This window comes from Pseudomonas yamanorum (genome assembly GCF_013386765.1).
In the GTDB taxonomy this organism is placed as follows: Bacteria; Pseudomonadota; Gammaproteobacteria; order Pseudomonadales; family Pseudomonadaceae; genus Aquipseudomonas; species Aquipseudomonas yamanorum_A.
This window is the reverse complement of the sequence record NZ_JACARE010000008.1, coordinates 26,359-42,066: the sequence shown is the minus strand read 5'-3', so window position 1 is coordinate 42,066 and position 15,708 is coordinate 26,359. Positions and strand designations below refer to the sequence as shown.

Below are 15,708 nucleotides of genomic sequence, written 5' to 3'. Positions count from 1 at the left end.
GCAAGCTCCCTCGCCACATCAGAACGGGTTCAAACCGCTACTTCTTCGACAAACACCAACCGGTTCCCCGACGGGTCGCTGATGCTCATCTCACGACTGCCCCACGGCGTGTCTTCAATTCCGGGCTTGGCGTTGCGGTAGTTTTTGGCCAGCAACTGCTGCTGGTACGCCTCCAGGCCCCGGGCTTGAATCCGCACCGCCGCACCCGGCGAGCAGTCGCCATGGTGCTCGGACAGGTGCAGCAGGCATTCCCCCAGCGACACCTGCAGGTACAACGGAAAATTGTCTTCAAACCGGTGCTGCCAATCGACCTTGAACCCCAGGAAGTCGACGTAGAACTCCAGCGTCTTGGCCTCGTCGAAACTGCGCAGAATGGGGGTGACTTTTCCTAAGTGCATGGCGATTGCTCCGTGTTTGAGAGCGGCCACTATAAAGCCGCAAACCCTTTACGCAAATCCCCGCTGCGCGCCAGGAATCGTCCGGGCCGCTGGCCGTTGGGCTGCCCGTCGCTGTAGCTCAGCACGCCGTTGACCCACACACCGTCAATCCCTTGCGCCGCACGCTGCGGTTCCTTGAAGTCAGCCACATCGCGCACCCGCAACGGATCAAACAACACCAGGTCCGCCCAGTTCCCTTCGCGAATTTCACCGCGTTCGGCCAGGCCAAAACGCGCCGCCGACAAGCCGGTCATCTTGTGCACCGCGGTGTGCAGCGGGAACAACCCAAGGTCCCGGCTGAAATGCCCCAGCACCCGTGGAAACGCGCCCCACAAGCGTGGATGAGGGAACGGATCTTCCGGCAGACCATCCGAGCCAATCATCGACAGCGGATGCGCCAGGATGCGCTGCACATCCGTCTCATCCATCCCGTAATACACCGCGCCGGCAGGTTGCAGGCGACGGGCCGCGTCCATCAGCGGCACTGCCCACTCGGCGGCAATGTCCTGCAGGTCCCGCCCGCCCATTTCCGGATGCGGCGTGGACCAGGTGATGGTGATACGAAACGCATCGGTGACTTGCTTGAGGTCCAGGGTCGAAGAACTGGCCGCATAGGGATAGCAATCGCAGCCCACCGGATGGGTCTTCGCCGCGTGTTCCAGCGAGGCCAACAGTTGCGGGCTGCGACCCCAGTTACCGGCGCCCGCGCACTTGAGGTGGGAAATGATCACCGGCGCCCTGGCGTGGCGGCCAATCTGAAACGCCTCGTCCATGGCCTCCAGCACCGGCTCGAATTCGCTGCGCAAATGCGTGGTGTACACCGCGCCGAACGCCGTGAGTTCTTCACTCAGCTGCAGCACTTCATCGGTCTCGGCGTTGAACGCACTGGCGTACGCAAGGCCGGTGGATAACCCCAGGGCACCGTCCGCGAGACTCTCCTGCAACTGCGCGCGCATCGCGGTGATTTCGCCGGGCGTGGCGGTGCGCTGCAGGTCGTCCATATGGTTGCTGCGCAGGGCCGTGTGGCCGATCAGCGCCGCCACGTTCACCGCCGGGTGGGCGTTTTCCACCGCGGCACGGTAATCGGCAAAACGCGGATAGGCGAAGGCCTCACGTTTGCCCAGCAGGTTCATCGGGTCCGGCGGATCAGCCCGCAGGCTCACCGGCGAAGCGCTGATGCCGCAGTTGCCGACGATCACCGTGGTCACGCCCTGGCTGAGCTTGGGCAGCATCTGCGGGTGACGAATCACCACCGTGTCGTCGTGGGTGTGCACGTCGATAAACCCCGGCGCCAACACGCGCCCGGTGGCGTCGATTTCATGCTCGGCAGTGTCTTGGGACAGGTCACCGATTTTCTCGATACGCCCTTCGCGCAACGCCACATCGGCGACATAGCCGGGGGTGTTGCTGCCATCAATGATCAAAGCCTGGCGGATCAGCGTGTGGTACTTCATTTCAGTCTCCAAGCGGCAGGCTGTCGGGGCCGCCGCGATAATCGTCCAGGGCCAGCTTGATCCGTCGCAGGCGTTCCTGGTTGTCGTCCGGCATGGCCAGGGCCAGCTCGGTGGCGAGCACGTCGATGGCCAACAGCATTCCGTAGCGCGCCGCCGTTGGCTTGTAGATAAAACTGGTTTCCGCCGGTTGCAGCGGCAGCAGCACGTCGGCCAACTGCGCCAGCGGGGAGTCCGGCAGGGTGATGGCGATGATTTTTGCGCCGTAGTTGCGCGCCAGCGCCACCACGCCCAATACCTCGGGGGTGATGCCGGTCAGGGAGCAGACGATCAGCGCATGTTCCGGGCCCAGCGTGGCGGCGGTCACGCGCATCATTACCGGGTCGTGGCAGGCGGCGATCGAGTAGCCCAGGCGCACCAGGCGCACTTGCAACTCGTCACTGCACAGGCTCGACGGCCCGCCCATGCCGAACGCGTGGATCATCCGCGCATTGCCCAGCAGGCTCACGGCGTCGACAAAACTGCGCTGGTTGAAACCGGACAAGTGCCGGCGCAACGTCGCCTCGATATCGCTGAGAATCTGCCGGTGAAACGCCGACTGCTCAGGCAGGCCCGCCGGGTCGAGGAAACGGCTGCCAACCCCGCTGGCCTGGGCCAGTTGCAGGCGCAGGTCGCGCAGGTCACGGCACCCGACACTGCGGGCAAAGCGCGACAAGGTGGCGGTGCTGACCTCGGCACGTTGAGACAACTCTTCCAGGCTGGCGGACGCTGCAAAGCCGACGTCATCGAGCATCAGCTTGGCGATACGCCCTTCGCCGGCGCTGAAGGAATCCTGGCGGGCGCGGATCTGGTAGAGGATGTCCATCGGTTCGGCTCCGGGTTACAAAATGCAGGACAGGCCATAAGTCAGACCGAAGGCGACCACTGAAATCAGGGTCTCCAGCACGGTCCAGGTCTTGAAGGTCTGGATCACCGTCATATTGAAGTATTCCTTGATCAGCCAGAAGCCGCCGTCGTTCACGTGGGAAAAGATTACCGAGCCCGCACCGGTGGCCAGCACCAGCAATTCCGGGTGGGGATAACCCAGGCCCATGGCGACGGGTGCTACTACGCCCGAGGCGGTGGTCATGGCCACCGTAGCCGAGCCGGTGGCGATGCGCATCAACGCGGCGAACAGCCAGCCCATCACCAGCGGCGACAAATTGAAGGCATGCGCCAAGCCGAGGATTTCATTGGTGACGCCAGCGTCTACCAGGATCCGGTTAAGGCCGCCGCCCGCGCCCACCAGCAAGGTGATGCTGGCGGTCGGCGCCAGGCATTCGTTGGTGAACTTGAGGATCGATTCGCGGTTGAAACCCTGGGCCAGGCCGAGGGTCCAGAAACTCACCAGGGTCGCCACCAGCAACGCGATCACCGAGTTGCCGATAAACAACAGGAACTGGTTGAACGCGGTACCCGGCGTGGAAATCAGGTTGGCCCAGCCACCGATCATCATCAGCACCACCGGCAACAGGATGGTGCCCATGGTCAGGGCGAAACTCGGCAAACGGGTGCGCGGTTCGCGGTCGATGAACTGGCGTTCCAGCGGGTTTTCCGCCGGCAGGTGAATGCGCGGCACGATAAATTTGGCGTACAGCGGCCCGGCAATGATTGCGGTGGGTATGCCGATCAAAATCGCATACAGCACCGTCTGCCCCACCGACGCGTTATAGGCCAGCACCGCCATCATCGCCGCCGGATGCGGTGGTACCAGCGCATGCACCACCGACAGGCCCGCTACCATCGGCAGACCGACCATCAGGATCGATACGCCCACCCGCCGCGCCACAGTAAACGCGATCGGCACCAGCAACACAAAACCGACCTCGAAAAACAGCGGCAGCCCCACCAGGAACGCAATGCACACCATCGCCCAGTGCGCGTTGCGCTCGCCGAACCGGTTGATCAGCGTGCGCGCCACCTGCTCGGCGCCGCCGGATTCGGCCATCATCTTGCCGAGCATCGTCCCCAGCGCGACCACCAGCGCAATATGCCCCAGCGTCTTGCCGACGCCCGCCTCGTAGGAGCCCATGATCGTGTCCGCCGGCATCCCGGCCAACAGCGCCAGGCCGATGGACACCAGGGTGATGACGATAAACGGGTTGAGCCGGTAACGCGCGATCAATACGATCAATGCAATGATGGCGATGGCGGCGTAGATCAACAGCCAATACCCCGGTGATGCGGCCATGCGGTACTCCTCGGAAAGGGTCACGTCGAATAGGTTGTGAAAGTCATAAATCATTACCGAGGTGGATTTTCAATTTTCATGAAAGTAATTTTCGCCCACGGATAAGCCTTGTCGCGCAGGGACATGCCCGGGGCCAGTGAATGAAAATTCGGGGGGCGTTCTTACATGAAGATCCCCGGGGCTGGAAACTCAACGGCGCAGGCCGAGTCTTAGACTGCACACCGACTCATGACCAGGAAAACCCAGAATGAATCGTAAACACCTGCTTGTTCCGTTCGCCGCCAGCGCACTGCTGCTGGCTTTGTGCGGCACGGCGTCGGCCGACGAGAACCCGGCGCTGAAAAAATGCATGGACGGCGCCAACACCACCGCCGACATGGTCGATTGCAACACCAAGGAAACCAAGGTTCAGGACGCGCGCCTGAACACCGCCTACAAAGCTGCCATGACGGCCATGGAAGGCACCCGTAAACAGCAATTGCAGGATGTGCAGCGCCAGTGGATCAAATTTCGTGATGCCAATTGCGGCTTCATCGGCTCGGCCACCGGCGGCACCATTGACCAGGTCAACGGTTCCGGCTGCGTACTGGACATGACCCAGACCCGCGCCCAGGAGCTGGAAAACCTGGTCGGGCCCTGATGGTCAAGCACACCCTGCGTAGCAGCGGTCGAGTAGAACGAGGCCGCGTTCGGCTGCGCAGCAGTCGTAAAACCTGAGACTTCGGTGTATCAGGCACACCGCAGACGCAGCCTCGCCAAGGCTCGACAGCTGCTACGCAATCGCACCTCTGCGGAGCAGCAGTCGTAAAACCTCAGACTTCGGTGTGTCAGGCACACCGCAGACGCAGCCTCGCCAAGGCTCGACAGCTGCTACGCAATCGCACCTCTGCGGTCAGTCGTGCTGTACCCGGGCGCGCTTGAGCAGTTTGCGGCAGCGCTCGGACAGGTGCAGCACCCGCAGGTGCTTGCCAGCCTTGGTATAGCGCTCCCGCAGGGTCATCAGCGCGGCAATCGCCGAGTAATCGACAAAGCTCAAGTGACGGCAATCCAGCGTCACCTGGACCGGGTCGTTGGCCGGGTCGAACCGGTTGAGAAACGGCGTGGTCGAGGCAAAGAACAGCGTGCCGTGCACCCGATAGAGTTTGCTGCCGTCCGGCTCCATATGCTCATCGGCATATAACTCACGCGCTTGCTGCCAGGCAAAGTTCAGCGCCGCAATCACAATCCCGCACAGCACCGCCGTCGCCAGGTCGGTGAACACGGTAATCACCGTCACCGCCATGATCACCAGCACGTCGTTGAGCGGCACCTTGTTGATCACCCGCAACGAAGCCCAGGCAAACGTCTGCTGGGACACCACGAACATCACCCCCACCAACGCTGCCAGCGGAATACGCTCGATCAGCGGTGACAGAAACAGAATGAACAGCAGGATCATCACCCCGGCAAATACCCCGGAGAAACGCCCGCGCCCGCCGGAGCTGAGGTTGATCACGGTTTGCCCGATCATCGCGCAGCCGCCCATGCCGCCGAACAGGCCCGAGACCATATTCGCCGCACCCAGGGCCACGCTTTCGCGATCCGGGTAGCCACGGGTTTCGGTGATTTCGTCGGTGAGGTTGAGGGTCAGCAGGGTTTCCAGCAGGCCGACCATGGCCATCAGGATCGCGTAGGGCGCGATGATGTGCAGGGTTTCCAGGGTCCAGGGAATCTGCGGCAACGCGAAGCTCGGCAGGCCGCCGGCAATGTGGGCCATATCGCCCAGGGTGCGGGTTGGCAGGCCCAGCAGGTACACCGCCAAACCGACGCCGAGGATCGCCACCAGGGCCGGCGGTACGGCGCGGGTCAGGCGCGGCAGCAGGTAGACGATGGCCATGGTTGCCGCGACCAGCCCGGTCATCACATACAGCGGCGTGCCGCTGAGCCAGCTGTCACCGCTCTTGAAGTGTTCCAGTTGCGCCAGGGCAATGATGATCGCCAGGCCGTTGACGAACCCGAGCATCACCGGGTGCGGCACCATGCGCACCAGCTTGCCCAGGCGTAACAGGCCGAAGGCGACCATGAACAACCCGCCCAGCAGCACCGTGGCCAGCAGGTACTGCACGCCGTGTTGCACCACCAGCGCGACGATCACCACCGCCATCGAACCGGCGGCACCGGAGACCATGCCGGGCCGGCCGCCGAACAGCGCGGTGAGGGTGCAGATGATGAATGCGCCGTAGAGGCCCATCAGCGGGTTGAGGTGAGCCACCAGGGCAAAGGCGATGCATTCGGGCAGCAAGGCAAAAGACGTGGTGAGTCCGGCCAGGGCGTCGGCGCGCAGACGGGTGAGGTTCATTGAAGTACCGGGGAGTTGCGGGGATAAGGCTGGGGATGGTACGGAATTGGGCGCTGCGGAGCCAGCGATTGTGGCCAATCCTGTGGCGAGGGAGCTTGCTCCCGCTGGGCTGCGAAGCAGCCCTAAAAAGAATATTGCGATGTTTCAGTTCAATTTTGACAACCGGTTTGGGACTGCTGCGCAGTCCAGCGGGAGCAAGCTCCCTCGCCACAAAAAACAGGGACCACGCAGCCTGGCATCACACCATCTCGTTGCGAATCCACTCGACTACGGAGGTCCGCTTCGGCGCCCACCCCAGCAATTCCCGCGCATGCTTGCCACGCACCCGGCTGTTGGAGCCCAAGCCATAGTTGGCCATCTCATAACCCCACTCGGCCTCGGCATCCGCCAATGGCCAATCCTGGGGCTTGCCCAGCTTCAGCGCTTCGGCAATCGCGGTGGTCATGTCGACAAACGCCGCTTCGCCACTCTCCACAAAGTAGAAAGTACCCGGCACATTCTTTTCCAGCGCCAGCAGGTAAAGCGCAACCACGTCTTCAATGTGCACGTTGGACCAGATGTTCTGGCCAGTGCCCACATGACGCACTACACCACTCTTGCGCGCCTGCTTGAGCAAGCGCGGCAATTGCACGCTGTCACGCTTCACGCCCAGGCTGTGGCCGTAGATCAGGGTGTTGCAGATCACTGCCGAGTTCACGCCGTCTTTGGCGGCAGCCAGGATCAGATTGTCGATGGCCACCCGGGCAGCCTTGTCGACGGTCGGCTCCGGCAGGTTGTCCTCAAAGTAGATGACATCGCTCGACTTACCGCCCGACGCATCACCGACGATGCTCGAACCGCTGGTGTGCAGGAAGGTTTTGTTGGAACCGCGCAGCGCGGCCAGCAAGGTTTCGACAGCGCCACGATGGTCGCTGCTGGCAGCGTTGATCACGGCGTCAGCCTTCTTCGCTTGCTCGGTCAGCAGCGCACCGTCATCCAGCGTGCCGATTACCGGGGTGATGCCCAGTGCGGTCATTTCTTCAGCCTGCTCGGCACTGCGCACCAAACCGGTGACTGTGTGGCCGGCGTTGACCAGGCCAGTGGCGATGGAGCCGCCGATAAAACCGGCAGCGCCGGTGATGAATACGTTCATGGAGGTGTCTCCCTGCGTGAGTAATTGATGGGCTCAGTATTGCGGACCTATCCATGCGGAATAAGTCCGTATTGCCCAATTCAATCTTGCGCAGGGGTCACGAATCAGCTGGCGTAGCTGACCAGCTTGCCCTGGATAAAGTCCAGGAAGCACTGGATGCGCAAGGCCAATTGCGAGTTGCGGTAGTACACCGCGTTGATCGGCTGGCGATAGCCGCTATTGAACTCCGCCAGCACCGGTATCAGGCGTCCGGTCTTGATGTCCTGGGCGGTCATGAAGTCCGACAGACAGGTGATGCCCTGCCCTTCCAGCGCCAGCTGACGCAAGGTTTCACCGCTGGAAGCGGCAACGCCCGGCTGGATCTGCCAGCGATCCCCGTGCACATGGCGCAGCGGCCAGTGGTTGAGGGTTTCGGTCTGGGTGAAGCCGAGCAACGTGTGTTCGGCCAGTTCGGCAACGGTGCCGGGGGTGCCGTGCTGTTTCAGGTACGCCGGGCTGGCGAGGATATGCAGCGGGCTGCAACCCAGGGAGCGGGCGTGCAGGGTCGAGTCCGCCAGGGCGCCGATGCGGATCGCAATGTCGGTGCTCTGCTCCAGCAGGTCGATGATCAGGTCGTTGCTGTTCAGCTCCAGCTGGATGTCCGGGTACAGGCCACGAAACTCGGCGATGTACGGCACGATCGCGTGCAGCATGAACGGCGACGCCGCGTTGATCCGCAAGCGCCCCGACGGGGTTTGCTGGCGCGACGACAGGCGCTCTTCCAGGTCGTCCATTTGCTCGAGGATCACCTTGGCCCGCTCGAAGAAGTACTTGCCCTCCTCGGTCAGGTCCATGCGCCGGGTGGTGCGGTTGATCAGGGTGGTGTCGAGCTTGGCTTCCAGGCGCGACAGGGTGCGGCTGACCGCTGACGGCGTCTGCCCGACCTGTTCGGCTGCGGCGGAAATCGACCCGCATTCAATCACGCAGACGAAGATCTGTAGCTCATCGGATCGGGCTTTCAACGTGAATCCTCTTTATAGCGGCTGCACGGATACTAGCCGCATTACAGACTCAGGTTAAACACCTGGGCCAGATGCTGCTCATAACGCGCCACGTCGGCTTCGATGGCCGGGCGCTTCATCACGTCCACGCACAGGAAGGTCGGCAGGCCGGTCATGCCGAGGAATTCGTTGGCCTTGTGAAACGGGAAGTAGACCGCGTCCACGCCCTTGGCTTCGAAGAAGTCGGTAGGGTCGTCGAAGGCTTGCTGCGGGGCGTTCCAGGTCAGGGACAGCATGTATTGCTTGCCCTGGACCAGGCCGCCGCTGCCGTATTTCTGCGAAGAGTCGGAACGGGTGCGGCCGTCGCTGGCGTACAGGCTGCCGTGGCCTTCGGTGAAGACTTCGTCGATGTACTTCTTGACGATCCATGGGGCGCCCATCCACCAGCCGGGCATCTGGTAGATGATCACGTCGGCCCAGAGGAACTTGGCGACTTCTTCGGCCACGTCGTAGCCAGCGTCGATGTGGGTTTCCTTGACGTCGACGCCGCCACGGTCGAGCACGGCCAGGGCGGCTTCATGCAGGGTGCTGTTGTAGCGACCGTCGGAGTGGGCGAATTTTTTACCACCGTTGAGCAGCAGAACTTTTTTCATGAAGATGCCTAAAGATTAAAAATGTCTGAAGGCAGGGTAACGGGGTCGGCGCTTTGGAATAAGCGTCGGGCAGGCAAAATACATTTGATCAAATCGCACGAATCAATAACGCATTCTTAACCACTGATCAGCAGATGCCCACCCAGCGCAGCCATGCCGATAAAGAACACGCGCTTGAACAACACGGCACTGATGCGTTGGCGCAGGGCCTGGCCCAGCCACATCCCAAGCAGCGCCGGAACCAGCGCCAGTAGCGAGGCATTCAACTCGCCACCGCCCAGGCTGCCGCGCCAGAACAAACCGGCGGCCAGAGCCAGGGTCGAGACGGTGAACGACAAGCCCAGCGCCTGCACCAGTTGATCGCGGCTCAAGCCCAAGGCTTGCAGATACGGCACCGCCGGAATCACGAATACGCCAGTGGCCGAGGTGATGACCCCGGTCAGCACGCCGCACAACGGCCCCAGCCAGCGCTCGGTAGCCGGGCTGACCTTGAACGTCGGCAGCAGCAACCCGCTCAAGGCATACACCAGCAACGCCCCGCCCAACGCCCGCACCACCCAATGCCCACCGTCCATGCCCAGCCACAACGAGCCCAGCCCGGTGCCGAGGAAAATCAGCAGGAGCATCGGCCACAGGCGTTTGATCAAGGCGCTCAGGTGACCGCCGAACGCCAGTTGCCAGAGGTTGGTGACGGTGGACGGGATGATCAGCAACGCCGCAGCCTGCGCCGGCAACATAGCCAGGCCGAGCATGCCCATGGCGACGGTGGGCAGGCCCAGGCCGATCACGCCCTTGACGGTACCGGCCAGCATAAACGTGCCGATCACCAGTAATGTCAGGGCCGGGCCGAGGGTTTGGTAGAACGCGAGTAAAGTATTCATGGGTTGATTTTGCGGGTTTGGGTGATGTCTGAAAATTCGCCATATACTGAGGCAGCCTCTTGTTTTGCATGAGGCTGATGACGCCATCGCAGGCAAGCCAGCTCCCACAGTGGATCGCATTCCAACTGTGGGAGCTGGCTTGCCTGCGATGAGGCCGGCCCATTCACCCGGAACCTGCAGCCCATGCACTTTGACCTGATCGACCTGCGCCTCTACCTGCACATCCTCGACACCGGCAATATCACCGCCGGCGCCAGCCGCAGCCATTTGTCCCTGGCGGCGGCCAGCGCGCGGATTCGGGCGATGGAAGCTTCACTGGGCATCGAATTCCTGCAGCGTGGCCGCCGAGGCGTCACCCCAACCCCGGCAGGCAAAGCCCTGGCCCGTCACGCCCGCCTGCTGTTGCAGCAAGCCGAACACCTGCAGCAAGACCTCGCCGAATACGCCAACGGCGTCAAAGGCCAGGTGCGCCTGCTGTGCAACACCACTGCCCTGAGCGAATACCTGCCGGAACTGCTGGCGGATTTTCTGCACGAGCACCCCAACCTAGACATCGACCTGCAGGAACTGCCGAGCCTGCGCATCACCCAAGCCTTGCGCCAGGGCACAGCAGACCTGGGAATTATTTCCGATGCGGTGGACACCCACGGCCTGCAAACCCTGCCCTTTCGCGACGACCCGCTGGTGCTGATCATGCCGCTGGATCATCCCTTGGCCGAACGCACCGTGAGTTTCATCGACAGCTTGCAGCACGACTATGTGGGCCTGGCCGCCGGCAGCGCGCTGGCGGTGTACCTGGAAGAACAAGCGTTGCACGCCGGCTTTCGCTTGCAGACACGCATCCGCGCGGACGGTTTTGACGGGTTGATTCGCATGGTCGCCCGGGGCGCCGGGCTGGGGATCGTGCCTCAGGCGGCGCTGGAACGCTGGCCATTGGTGCGGCGCTTCAAGGCCCAACCCCTGACCGAGGAGTGGGCCTGTCGCAAGCTGCTGTTATGCGCCCGCGAGTTCAAGCAATTGCCGGGTTACGCCACCCAACTGCTAAACGCCCTCTCCCCCTGTAGGAGCGAGCTTGCTCGCGAAGAACGTCAACGATAACGCGGGTTTTCTGATTTAACCCGGCGCCCTCGGGTTTTTCGCGAGCAAGCTCGCTCCTACAGGGTTTTGGCGGCCCTTGCGGAAAAATACGTAATACACCAGCGACAGAATCAGCAGGAACGGCACCCCGAACACCAGCGTCATCTTGAACGCGTCGGTGAAGAACGTGGTGATCATCACCGCACCCATCAACACCAGGCCCAGCAGGGTGCTGTAGGGAAACAGCGCCAGCTGGAACGACAACTTCGCTCCGCAGTGACGCTTGCGATAGCGGCGGAAAAACAGGTGCGTGAGGAAGATCATGAACCATGTGAAGATCGCGCCAAACATCGAGATCGCCATCATCAGGGTGAACGAGCTTTCCGGGTACACCACATTCAGCAGCGTCGCCAGGGCGATGCCCGAGCTGGACAGCAGCAAGGCGTTCAGCGGGATCCCGCTCTTGCTCAAGGCGCCCATGGACTTGGGCGCAAACCCGGCGCGGGACAGGCTGAACATCATGCGGGTGGTGATGTAGAGCTGGCTGTTCATCGCCGACAAGGCCGCGATCAGGATCACAAAATTCATCACCCCCGTGGCGCCGGGAATCCCGATGGTCTGCATCACCGTGACGAACGGGCTCTGGGCATGCCCGGCCTGGTTCCACGGCACGATGGCCAACATCAGCGCCAGGGTCAGCAGGTAGAACACCACCAGCCGCACGATGGTTGCGCGGAAGGCTTTCTTCACCGCTTGCTCCGGGTCGGCTGCTTCACCGGCGGCCACCGCGATCATCTCCACGCTCAGGTAGCTGAAGATCGAGACAATCACCGCGATCCACATGCCGCTCAACCCGTTCGGGAAAAAGCCGCCGTGGGCCGTGTAATTCTGCACGCCGTAATCCGGATTGCCGGAGCCGAACACCACATACACCGCGAGGATGATGAAGCCGACGATGGCGCTGATCTTGATCGTGGAGAACCAGTATTCGAAGTTGCCGAAGGTCTTGACGCTGATGGCGTTGAGCACGATCAACACACTGGAAAACGAGACGATCCACACCCACTCCGGCACGTTGGCGAACCAGTACTTCATGTACATCGCCACTGCCGTGACCTCGGCGCCCACCGCCAGCACAATCGCCGCCCAGTACGCATAACGCACCAGGAAACCGGCCAGCGGGCTGACGTAGAACTCGGCATACGCGCCGAAGGAGCCCGAGGTGGAATGCGCCACCGTCATCTCCGCCAGGCAGCCCATCAACAGCAAGGTGATCAGCGCGCCGATGGCGTAGCTGACCAGCACGCTGGGCCCGGCATAGCCGATGGCGTAGGCGCTGCCCATGAACAGCCCGGTGCCAATGGCGCCACCGATGGCGATCATGCTCATCTGGCCGGAAGTGAGCTGGCGCCGCAGGCCCAGTTCGCGATTGGTTATTTCGGCAAAGCCTTGGTCTGGCGTGGTCACGTGGCGTGCCCCTTTATTATTGTGATTGCACACGATGTTAATGCCCCTTGTAGGAGCCCGGCTTGCCGGCGATGGCGATCTTACGGACGCCATCGCCGGCAAGCCGGGCTCCTACAAGGGTTTTGTGTTGTATCAGGTGACGCTGTGGCGAACTTTGAATTGCGGCTGGTCCCAGGTTTTCTGGTCAAGAATCTCGCCAAGGATTTCCACTGCGTCCCAGACCTCGGTAAAGCTGGTGTACAGCGGAGTAAACCCAAACCGCATGATGCGCGGCTCGCGATAATCACCAATCACGCCACGGGCGATCAAGGCCTGGATAACTGCATAACCTTCCGGGTGCTCGAAGCTGACATGGCTGCCACGCCGGGCATGTTCACGCGGGGTGATCAGGGTCAGTTCGTGGGCGGCGCAACGGGACTCCACCAGCGCGATAAACAGGTCGGTCAACGCCAGGGATTTAGTACGAAGGCTGGCCATGTCGGTCTGGGCAAAAATATCCAGGCCACATTCCACCATCGCCAGCGAGGTAATCGGCTGGGTACCGCACAGGTAGCGGGCGATTCCCTGGCTCGGCGCATAACGCGATTCCATGGCGAACTGCCGGGTATGCCCGAACCAGCCCGACAGAGGCTGCGTCACCGCATCCACCAGCGTCGGACTGACCCACACAAACGCCTGGGAGCCCGGCCCGCCGTTGAGGTACTTGTAGGTGCAGCCAATCGCGTAATCGGCGCCCGCCTGATGCAGGTCGATCGGCACCGCGCCCGCCGAATGCGCCAGGTCCCAGATCGCCAGCGCGCCACATTCATGGCTCAACGCGGTCTGGGCCTGCATGTCGTACATGTAGCCGGTCTTGTAATTGACGTGGGTGAGCATCACCACCGCTGTGTCCTGGTCGATGGCCTGGGGCAGTTCGTCCGGGCTGTTGACCAGGCGCAGGGAGTAGCCCTGTTGCAGCAGTTCGGTCAGGCCTTCGGCGATGTACAGGTCGGTGGGGAAATTGCTCGCTTCGCTGACGATCACCTTGCGGCCTGGCGCACGTTCGCGCTGCACGGTCAGGGCCGCACTGAGCACCTTGAACAGGTTGATGGAGGTGGTATCAGTGATCACCACTTCACCGTCGCGGGCACCGATCAGCGGCGCCAGGCGATTGCCCAGGCGCTGGGCCAGGTCGGCCCAGCCAGCACTGTTCCAGCTGCGGATCAAGCCATTGCCCCACTCCTCGGCGATCACCGCTTGCGCCCGCGCCAGCGCTGCCACCGGGCGCGCGCCGAGGGAGTTGCCGTCGAGGTAGATCACCCCGGCCGGCAAGGCGAATTGGTTACGCAGCGGCGCCAGCGGATCCTGGGCGTCGAGGGTCAGGCAATGGGTGCGGGTGGTCATGGTCAGTCCTGTTCTTGTAGTAACAATGAGCCAAATAATGAACGAAGCTTTAGAGAATTTTCGTGCAAAGTGGTGGGCAACAGGCTAATTAAGCTGTAGGAAATTCGAATTTAACCTCCAAACACGCGGATTTATTCTAACCATGATTCTCGACGCCACCGACCTGCGCCTTCTGCATTTCCTGCAACAGGATGGCCGTATCAGTAACCAGGAACTGGCGGAGAAAGTCGCCCTGTCGCCATCGGCCTGCCTGCGGCGTTTGCGCCTGCTGGAGAGCGAGGGAATCATCAGTGGTTATCGGGCGGTGTTGAACGCCGAGCAGTTGGGAATTGAGCTGGAGGCTATCGTCCACCTGTCGTTGCGCCAGGATGTGGAGGATTGGCACGAGACGTTTATCAAGAAGGTGCAGGGGTGGCCGGAGGTGGCCAGTGCGTATGTGATTACCGGGGCGAGTAATTATGTGCTGCGGGTGCAGGCACGTAACCTCAAGCACTTTTCGGACTTTATCGTGAACCACCTGAACCGCACGGCGGGGGTGATGGATATTCGTTCGGAGATTGTGTTGCAGAAGATCAAGGATCGGGATGATTTGCTGGATCTGGTTGTCCGCAAATAGCACGAACACCACAACCCCTGTAGGAGCTGGCTTGCCAGCGATAGCGGTGTTTCATTCACCACCGCTATCGCAGGCAAGCCAGCTCCCACATTTTTACCGCATTCAGTCTTCGAGCGCGCGCACTCGCTGCATGCGCTTTTGCTCCACCGGCGCCGCCGCAGGCTGCAACTCAAAGTCAAAATCAATCTGCGCAAACTGCCCTTCCACACCAAACTCCTTCGCCAGGTGTGCGTCTTCGCTGAAGCGAATCTCGGCGATCAATTCATCCCGCGTCGCATAGGCAAAATCATCGTGCAGGTACGGATCATCCGACAGGTTGATCTGCGTGGTCAGGTGCCGATGGCCCGGGGCCGAGATGAAGAAGTGGATATGCGCCGGCCGTTGGCCGTGGCGGCCCAACTGGTCCAGCAACTGCTGGGTCGGCCCGGTCGGCGGGCAGCCATACCCCGACGGCACGATGCTGCGGAAACGATAGTTGCCCTGAGCATCGGTCTCGATCCGTCGACGCAGGTTGAACTCCGACTGCGTGCCGTCAAACCACGAATACGTGCCGCCGGTATTGGCCTGCCACACATCGACAATCGCCCCCGCCAGCGGCTTGCCATTGGTGTCGCGCACCTGGCCCTGCATGAACAGCGGCACACCCGGGTCCTGCCCGTCATCCAGCCGCGCTTCGTACTTGGACAGCGGCGCGCCGGCCACATACAGCGGGCCTTCGATGGTGCGCGGGGTGCCGCCGGATTTGCCGGCTTCCTCGTCCGCCGCGTCCATCAGCATGTCCAGGTAATGCTCCAGGCCCAGGCCTGCCGCGAGCAAGCCGGCTTCCTGGTTCTTGCCCAGTTCGTTGAGGTAGTTGACCGCCTTCCAGAACTCTTCCGGGGTCACTTCCAGGTCTTCGATGATGTTCACCGTGTCCCGCAGGATCCGGTAGATCAGCGCCTTGGCCCGTGGGTTGCCGCCGTCGTTCAGGTTGCCGCTGGCTTCTTCGAGAAACTGTTGGGCGTGAGCAGTCTGGGAAAGTCGGATGGTCATGGTGCAATCCTCATCTTGTAATTATTAGGTG

15 protein-coding genes are annotated in these 15,708 nt (G+C 61.9%); 3 read left to right on the top strand and 12 right to left on the bottom strand.

Annotation, left to right across the window (positions count from 1 at the left end):
• Positions 1-29: 29 nt before the first annotated feature.
• From HX875_RS05060 to HX875_RS05045, 4 genes are read right to left on the bottom strand one after another with little or no spacing between them, the layout of a single operon-like run.
• Complete coding sequence (locus HX875_RS05060; RefSeq protein WP_177042165.1) at positions 30-398, bottom strand: glyoxalase superfamily protein; 369 nt, start codon at positions 396-398, stop codon at positions 30-32.
• A gap of 29 nt (positions 399-427) precedes the next feature.
• Positions 428-1,891, bottom strand: coding sequence for an N-acyl-D-amino-acid deacylase family protein (locus HX875_RS05055; RefSeq protein ID WP_177042164.1), 1,464 nt, complete (start codon positions 1,889-1,891; stop codon positions 428-430).
• Between the two features lies 1 nt (position 1,892).
• A complete protein-coding gene (locus HX875_RS05050) occupies positions 1,893-2,753 on the bottom strand; it encodes a MurR/RpiR family transcriptional regulator (RefSeq protein WP_177042161.1) in 861 nt (286 codons plus the stop codon).
• A 15-nt stretch (positions 2,754-2,768) separates the two neighbouring features.
• The gene (locus HX875_RS05045) at positions 2,769-4,172 is read right to left on the bottom strand and encodes a GntT/GntP/DsdX family permease (protein WP_177042159.1); all 1,404 of its coding nucleotides are present in this window, start codon (positions 4,170-4,172) and stop codon (positions 2,769-2,771) included.
• A gap of 193 nt (positions 4,173-4,365) precedes the next feature.
• Between HX875_RS05045 and HX875_RS05040 the strand changes: the two genes are divergently transcribed.
• A complete protein-coding gene (locus tag HX875_RS05040) occupies positions 4,366-4,758 on the top strand; it encodes a lysozyme inhibitor LprI family protein (protein WP_177042157.1) in 393 nt (130 codons plus the stop codon).
• Positions 4,759-5,010: 252 nt separating this feature from the next.
• On the opposite strand, the gene HX875_RS05035 is transcribed toward HX875_RS05040, so the two are convergent.
• The 5 genes from HX875_RS05035 to HX875_RS05015 all read right to left on the bottom strand — a co-directional run bounded on the left by HX875_RS05035 (position 5,011) and on the right by HX875_RS05015 (position 10,102).
• Entirely contained in the window at positions 5,011-6,456 is a 1,446-nt protein-coding gene (locus HX875_RS05035) for a SulP family inorganic anion transporter (RefSeq protein ID WP_177042156.1), read from the bottom strand.
• A 238-nt stretch (positions 6,457-6,694) separates the two neighbouring features.
• Positions 6,695-7,588 carry an NAD-dependent epimerase/dehydratase family protein gene (locus tag HX875_RS05030; protein ID WP_177042154.1) on the bottom strand — a complete coding sequence of 298 codons (894 nt, stop codon included), beginning with the start codon at positions 7,586-7,588 and terminating at the stop codon, positions 6,695-6,697.
• A 104-nt stretch (positions 7,589-7,692) separates the two neighbouring features.
• Positions 7,693-8,589 carry a LysR family transcriptional regulator gene (locus HX875_RS05025; protein ID WP_177042152.1) on the bottom strand — a complete coding sequence of 299 codons (897 nt, stop codon included), beginning with the start codon at positions 8,587-8,589 and terminating at the stop codon, positions 7,693-7,695.
• A gap of 41 nt (positions 8,590-8,630) precedes the next feature.
• Entirely contained in the window at positions 8,631-9,221 is a 591-nt protein-coding gene (locus HX875_RS05020; protein ID WP_177042150.1) for an NAD(P)H-dependent oxidoreductase, read from the bottom strand.
• A 116-nt stretch (positions 9,222-9,337) separates the two neighbouring features.
• Complete coding sequence (locus HX875_RS05015) at positions 9,338-10,102, bottom strand: sulfite exporter TauE/SafE family protein (RefSeq protein ID WP_177042148.1); 765 nt, start codon at positions 10,100-10,102, stop codon at positions 9,338-9,340.
• 183 nt (positions 10,103-10,285) lie between these two features.
• Here HX875_RS05015 and HX875_RS05010 point away from each other — a divergent pair, with 183 nt between their 5' ends.
• Complete coding sequence (locus tag HX875_RS05010; RefSeq protein ID WP_177042146.1) at positions 10,286-11,200, top strand: LysR substrate-binding domain-containing protein; 915 nt, start codon at positions 10,286-10,288, stop codon at positions 11,198-11,200.
• A gap of 15 nt (positions 11,201-11,215) precedes the next feature.
• On the opposite strand, the gene HX875_RS05005 is transcribed toward HX875_RS05010, so the two are convergent.
• Both HX875_RS05005 and kynU read right to left on the bottom strand, forming a co-directional pair.
• Positions 11,216-12,646, bottom strand: coding sequence for an amino acid permease (locus HX875_RS05005; RefSeq protein WP_177042144.1), 1,431 nt, complete (start codon positions 12,644-12,646; stop codon positions 11,216-11,218).
• Positions 12,647-12,778: 132 nt separating this feature from the next.
• Positions 12,779-14,029 (bottom strand): kynureninase, encoded by a 1,251-nt coding sequence (gene kynU / locus HX875_RS05000; protein WP_177042142.1) that lies wholly within the window; start codon positions 14,027-14,029, stop codon positions 12,779-12,781.
• 142 nt (positions 14,030-14,171) lie between these two features.
• Here kynU and HX875_RS04995 point away from each other — a divergent pair, with 142 nt between their 5' ends.
• A complete protein-coding gene (locus HX875_RS04995; RefSeq protein WP_003212305.1) occupies positions 14,172-14,645 on the top strand; it encodes an Lrp/AsnC family transcriptional regulator in 474 nt (157 codons plus the stop codon).
• A gap of 102 nt (positions 14,646-14,747) precedes the next feature.
• Here HX875_RS04995 and catA read toward each other — a convergent pair whose 3' ends face one another.
• Positions 14,748-15,677 carry a catechol 1,2-dioxygenase gene (gene catA / locus HX875_RS04990; RefSeq protein WP_177042140.1) on the bottom strand — a complete coding sequence of 310 codons (930 nt, stop codon included), beginning with the start codon at positions 15,675-15,677 and terminating at the stop codon, positions 14,748-14,750.
• Between the last annotated feature and the right edge of the window lie 31 nt (positions 15,678-15,708).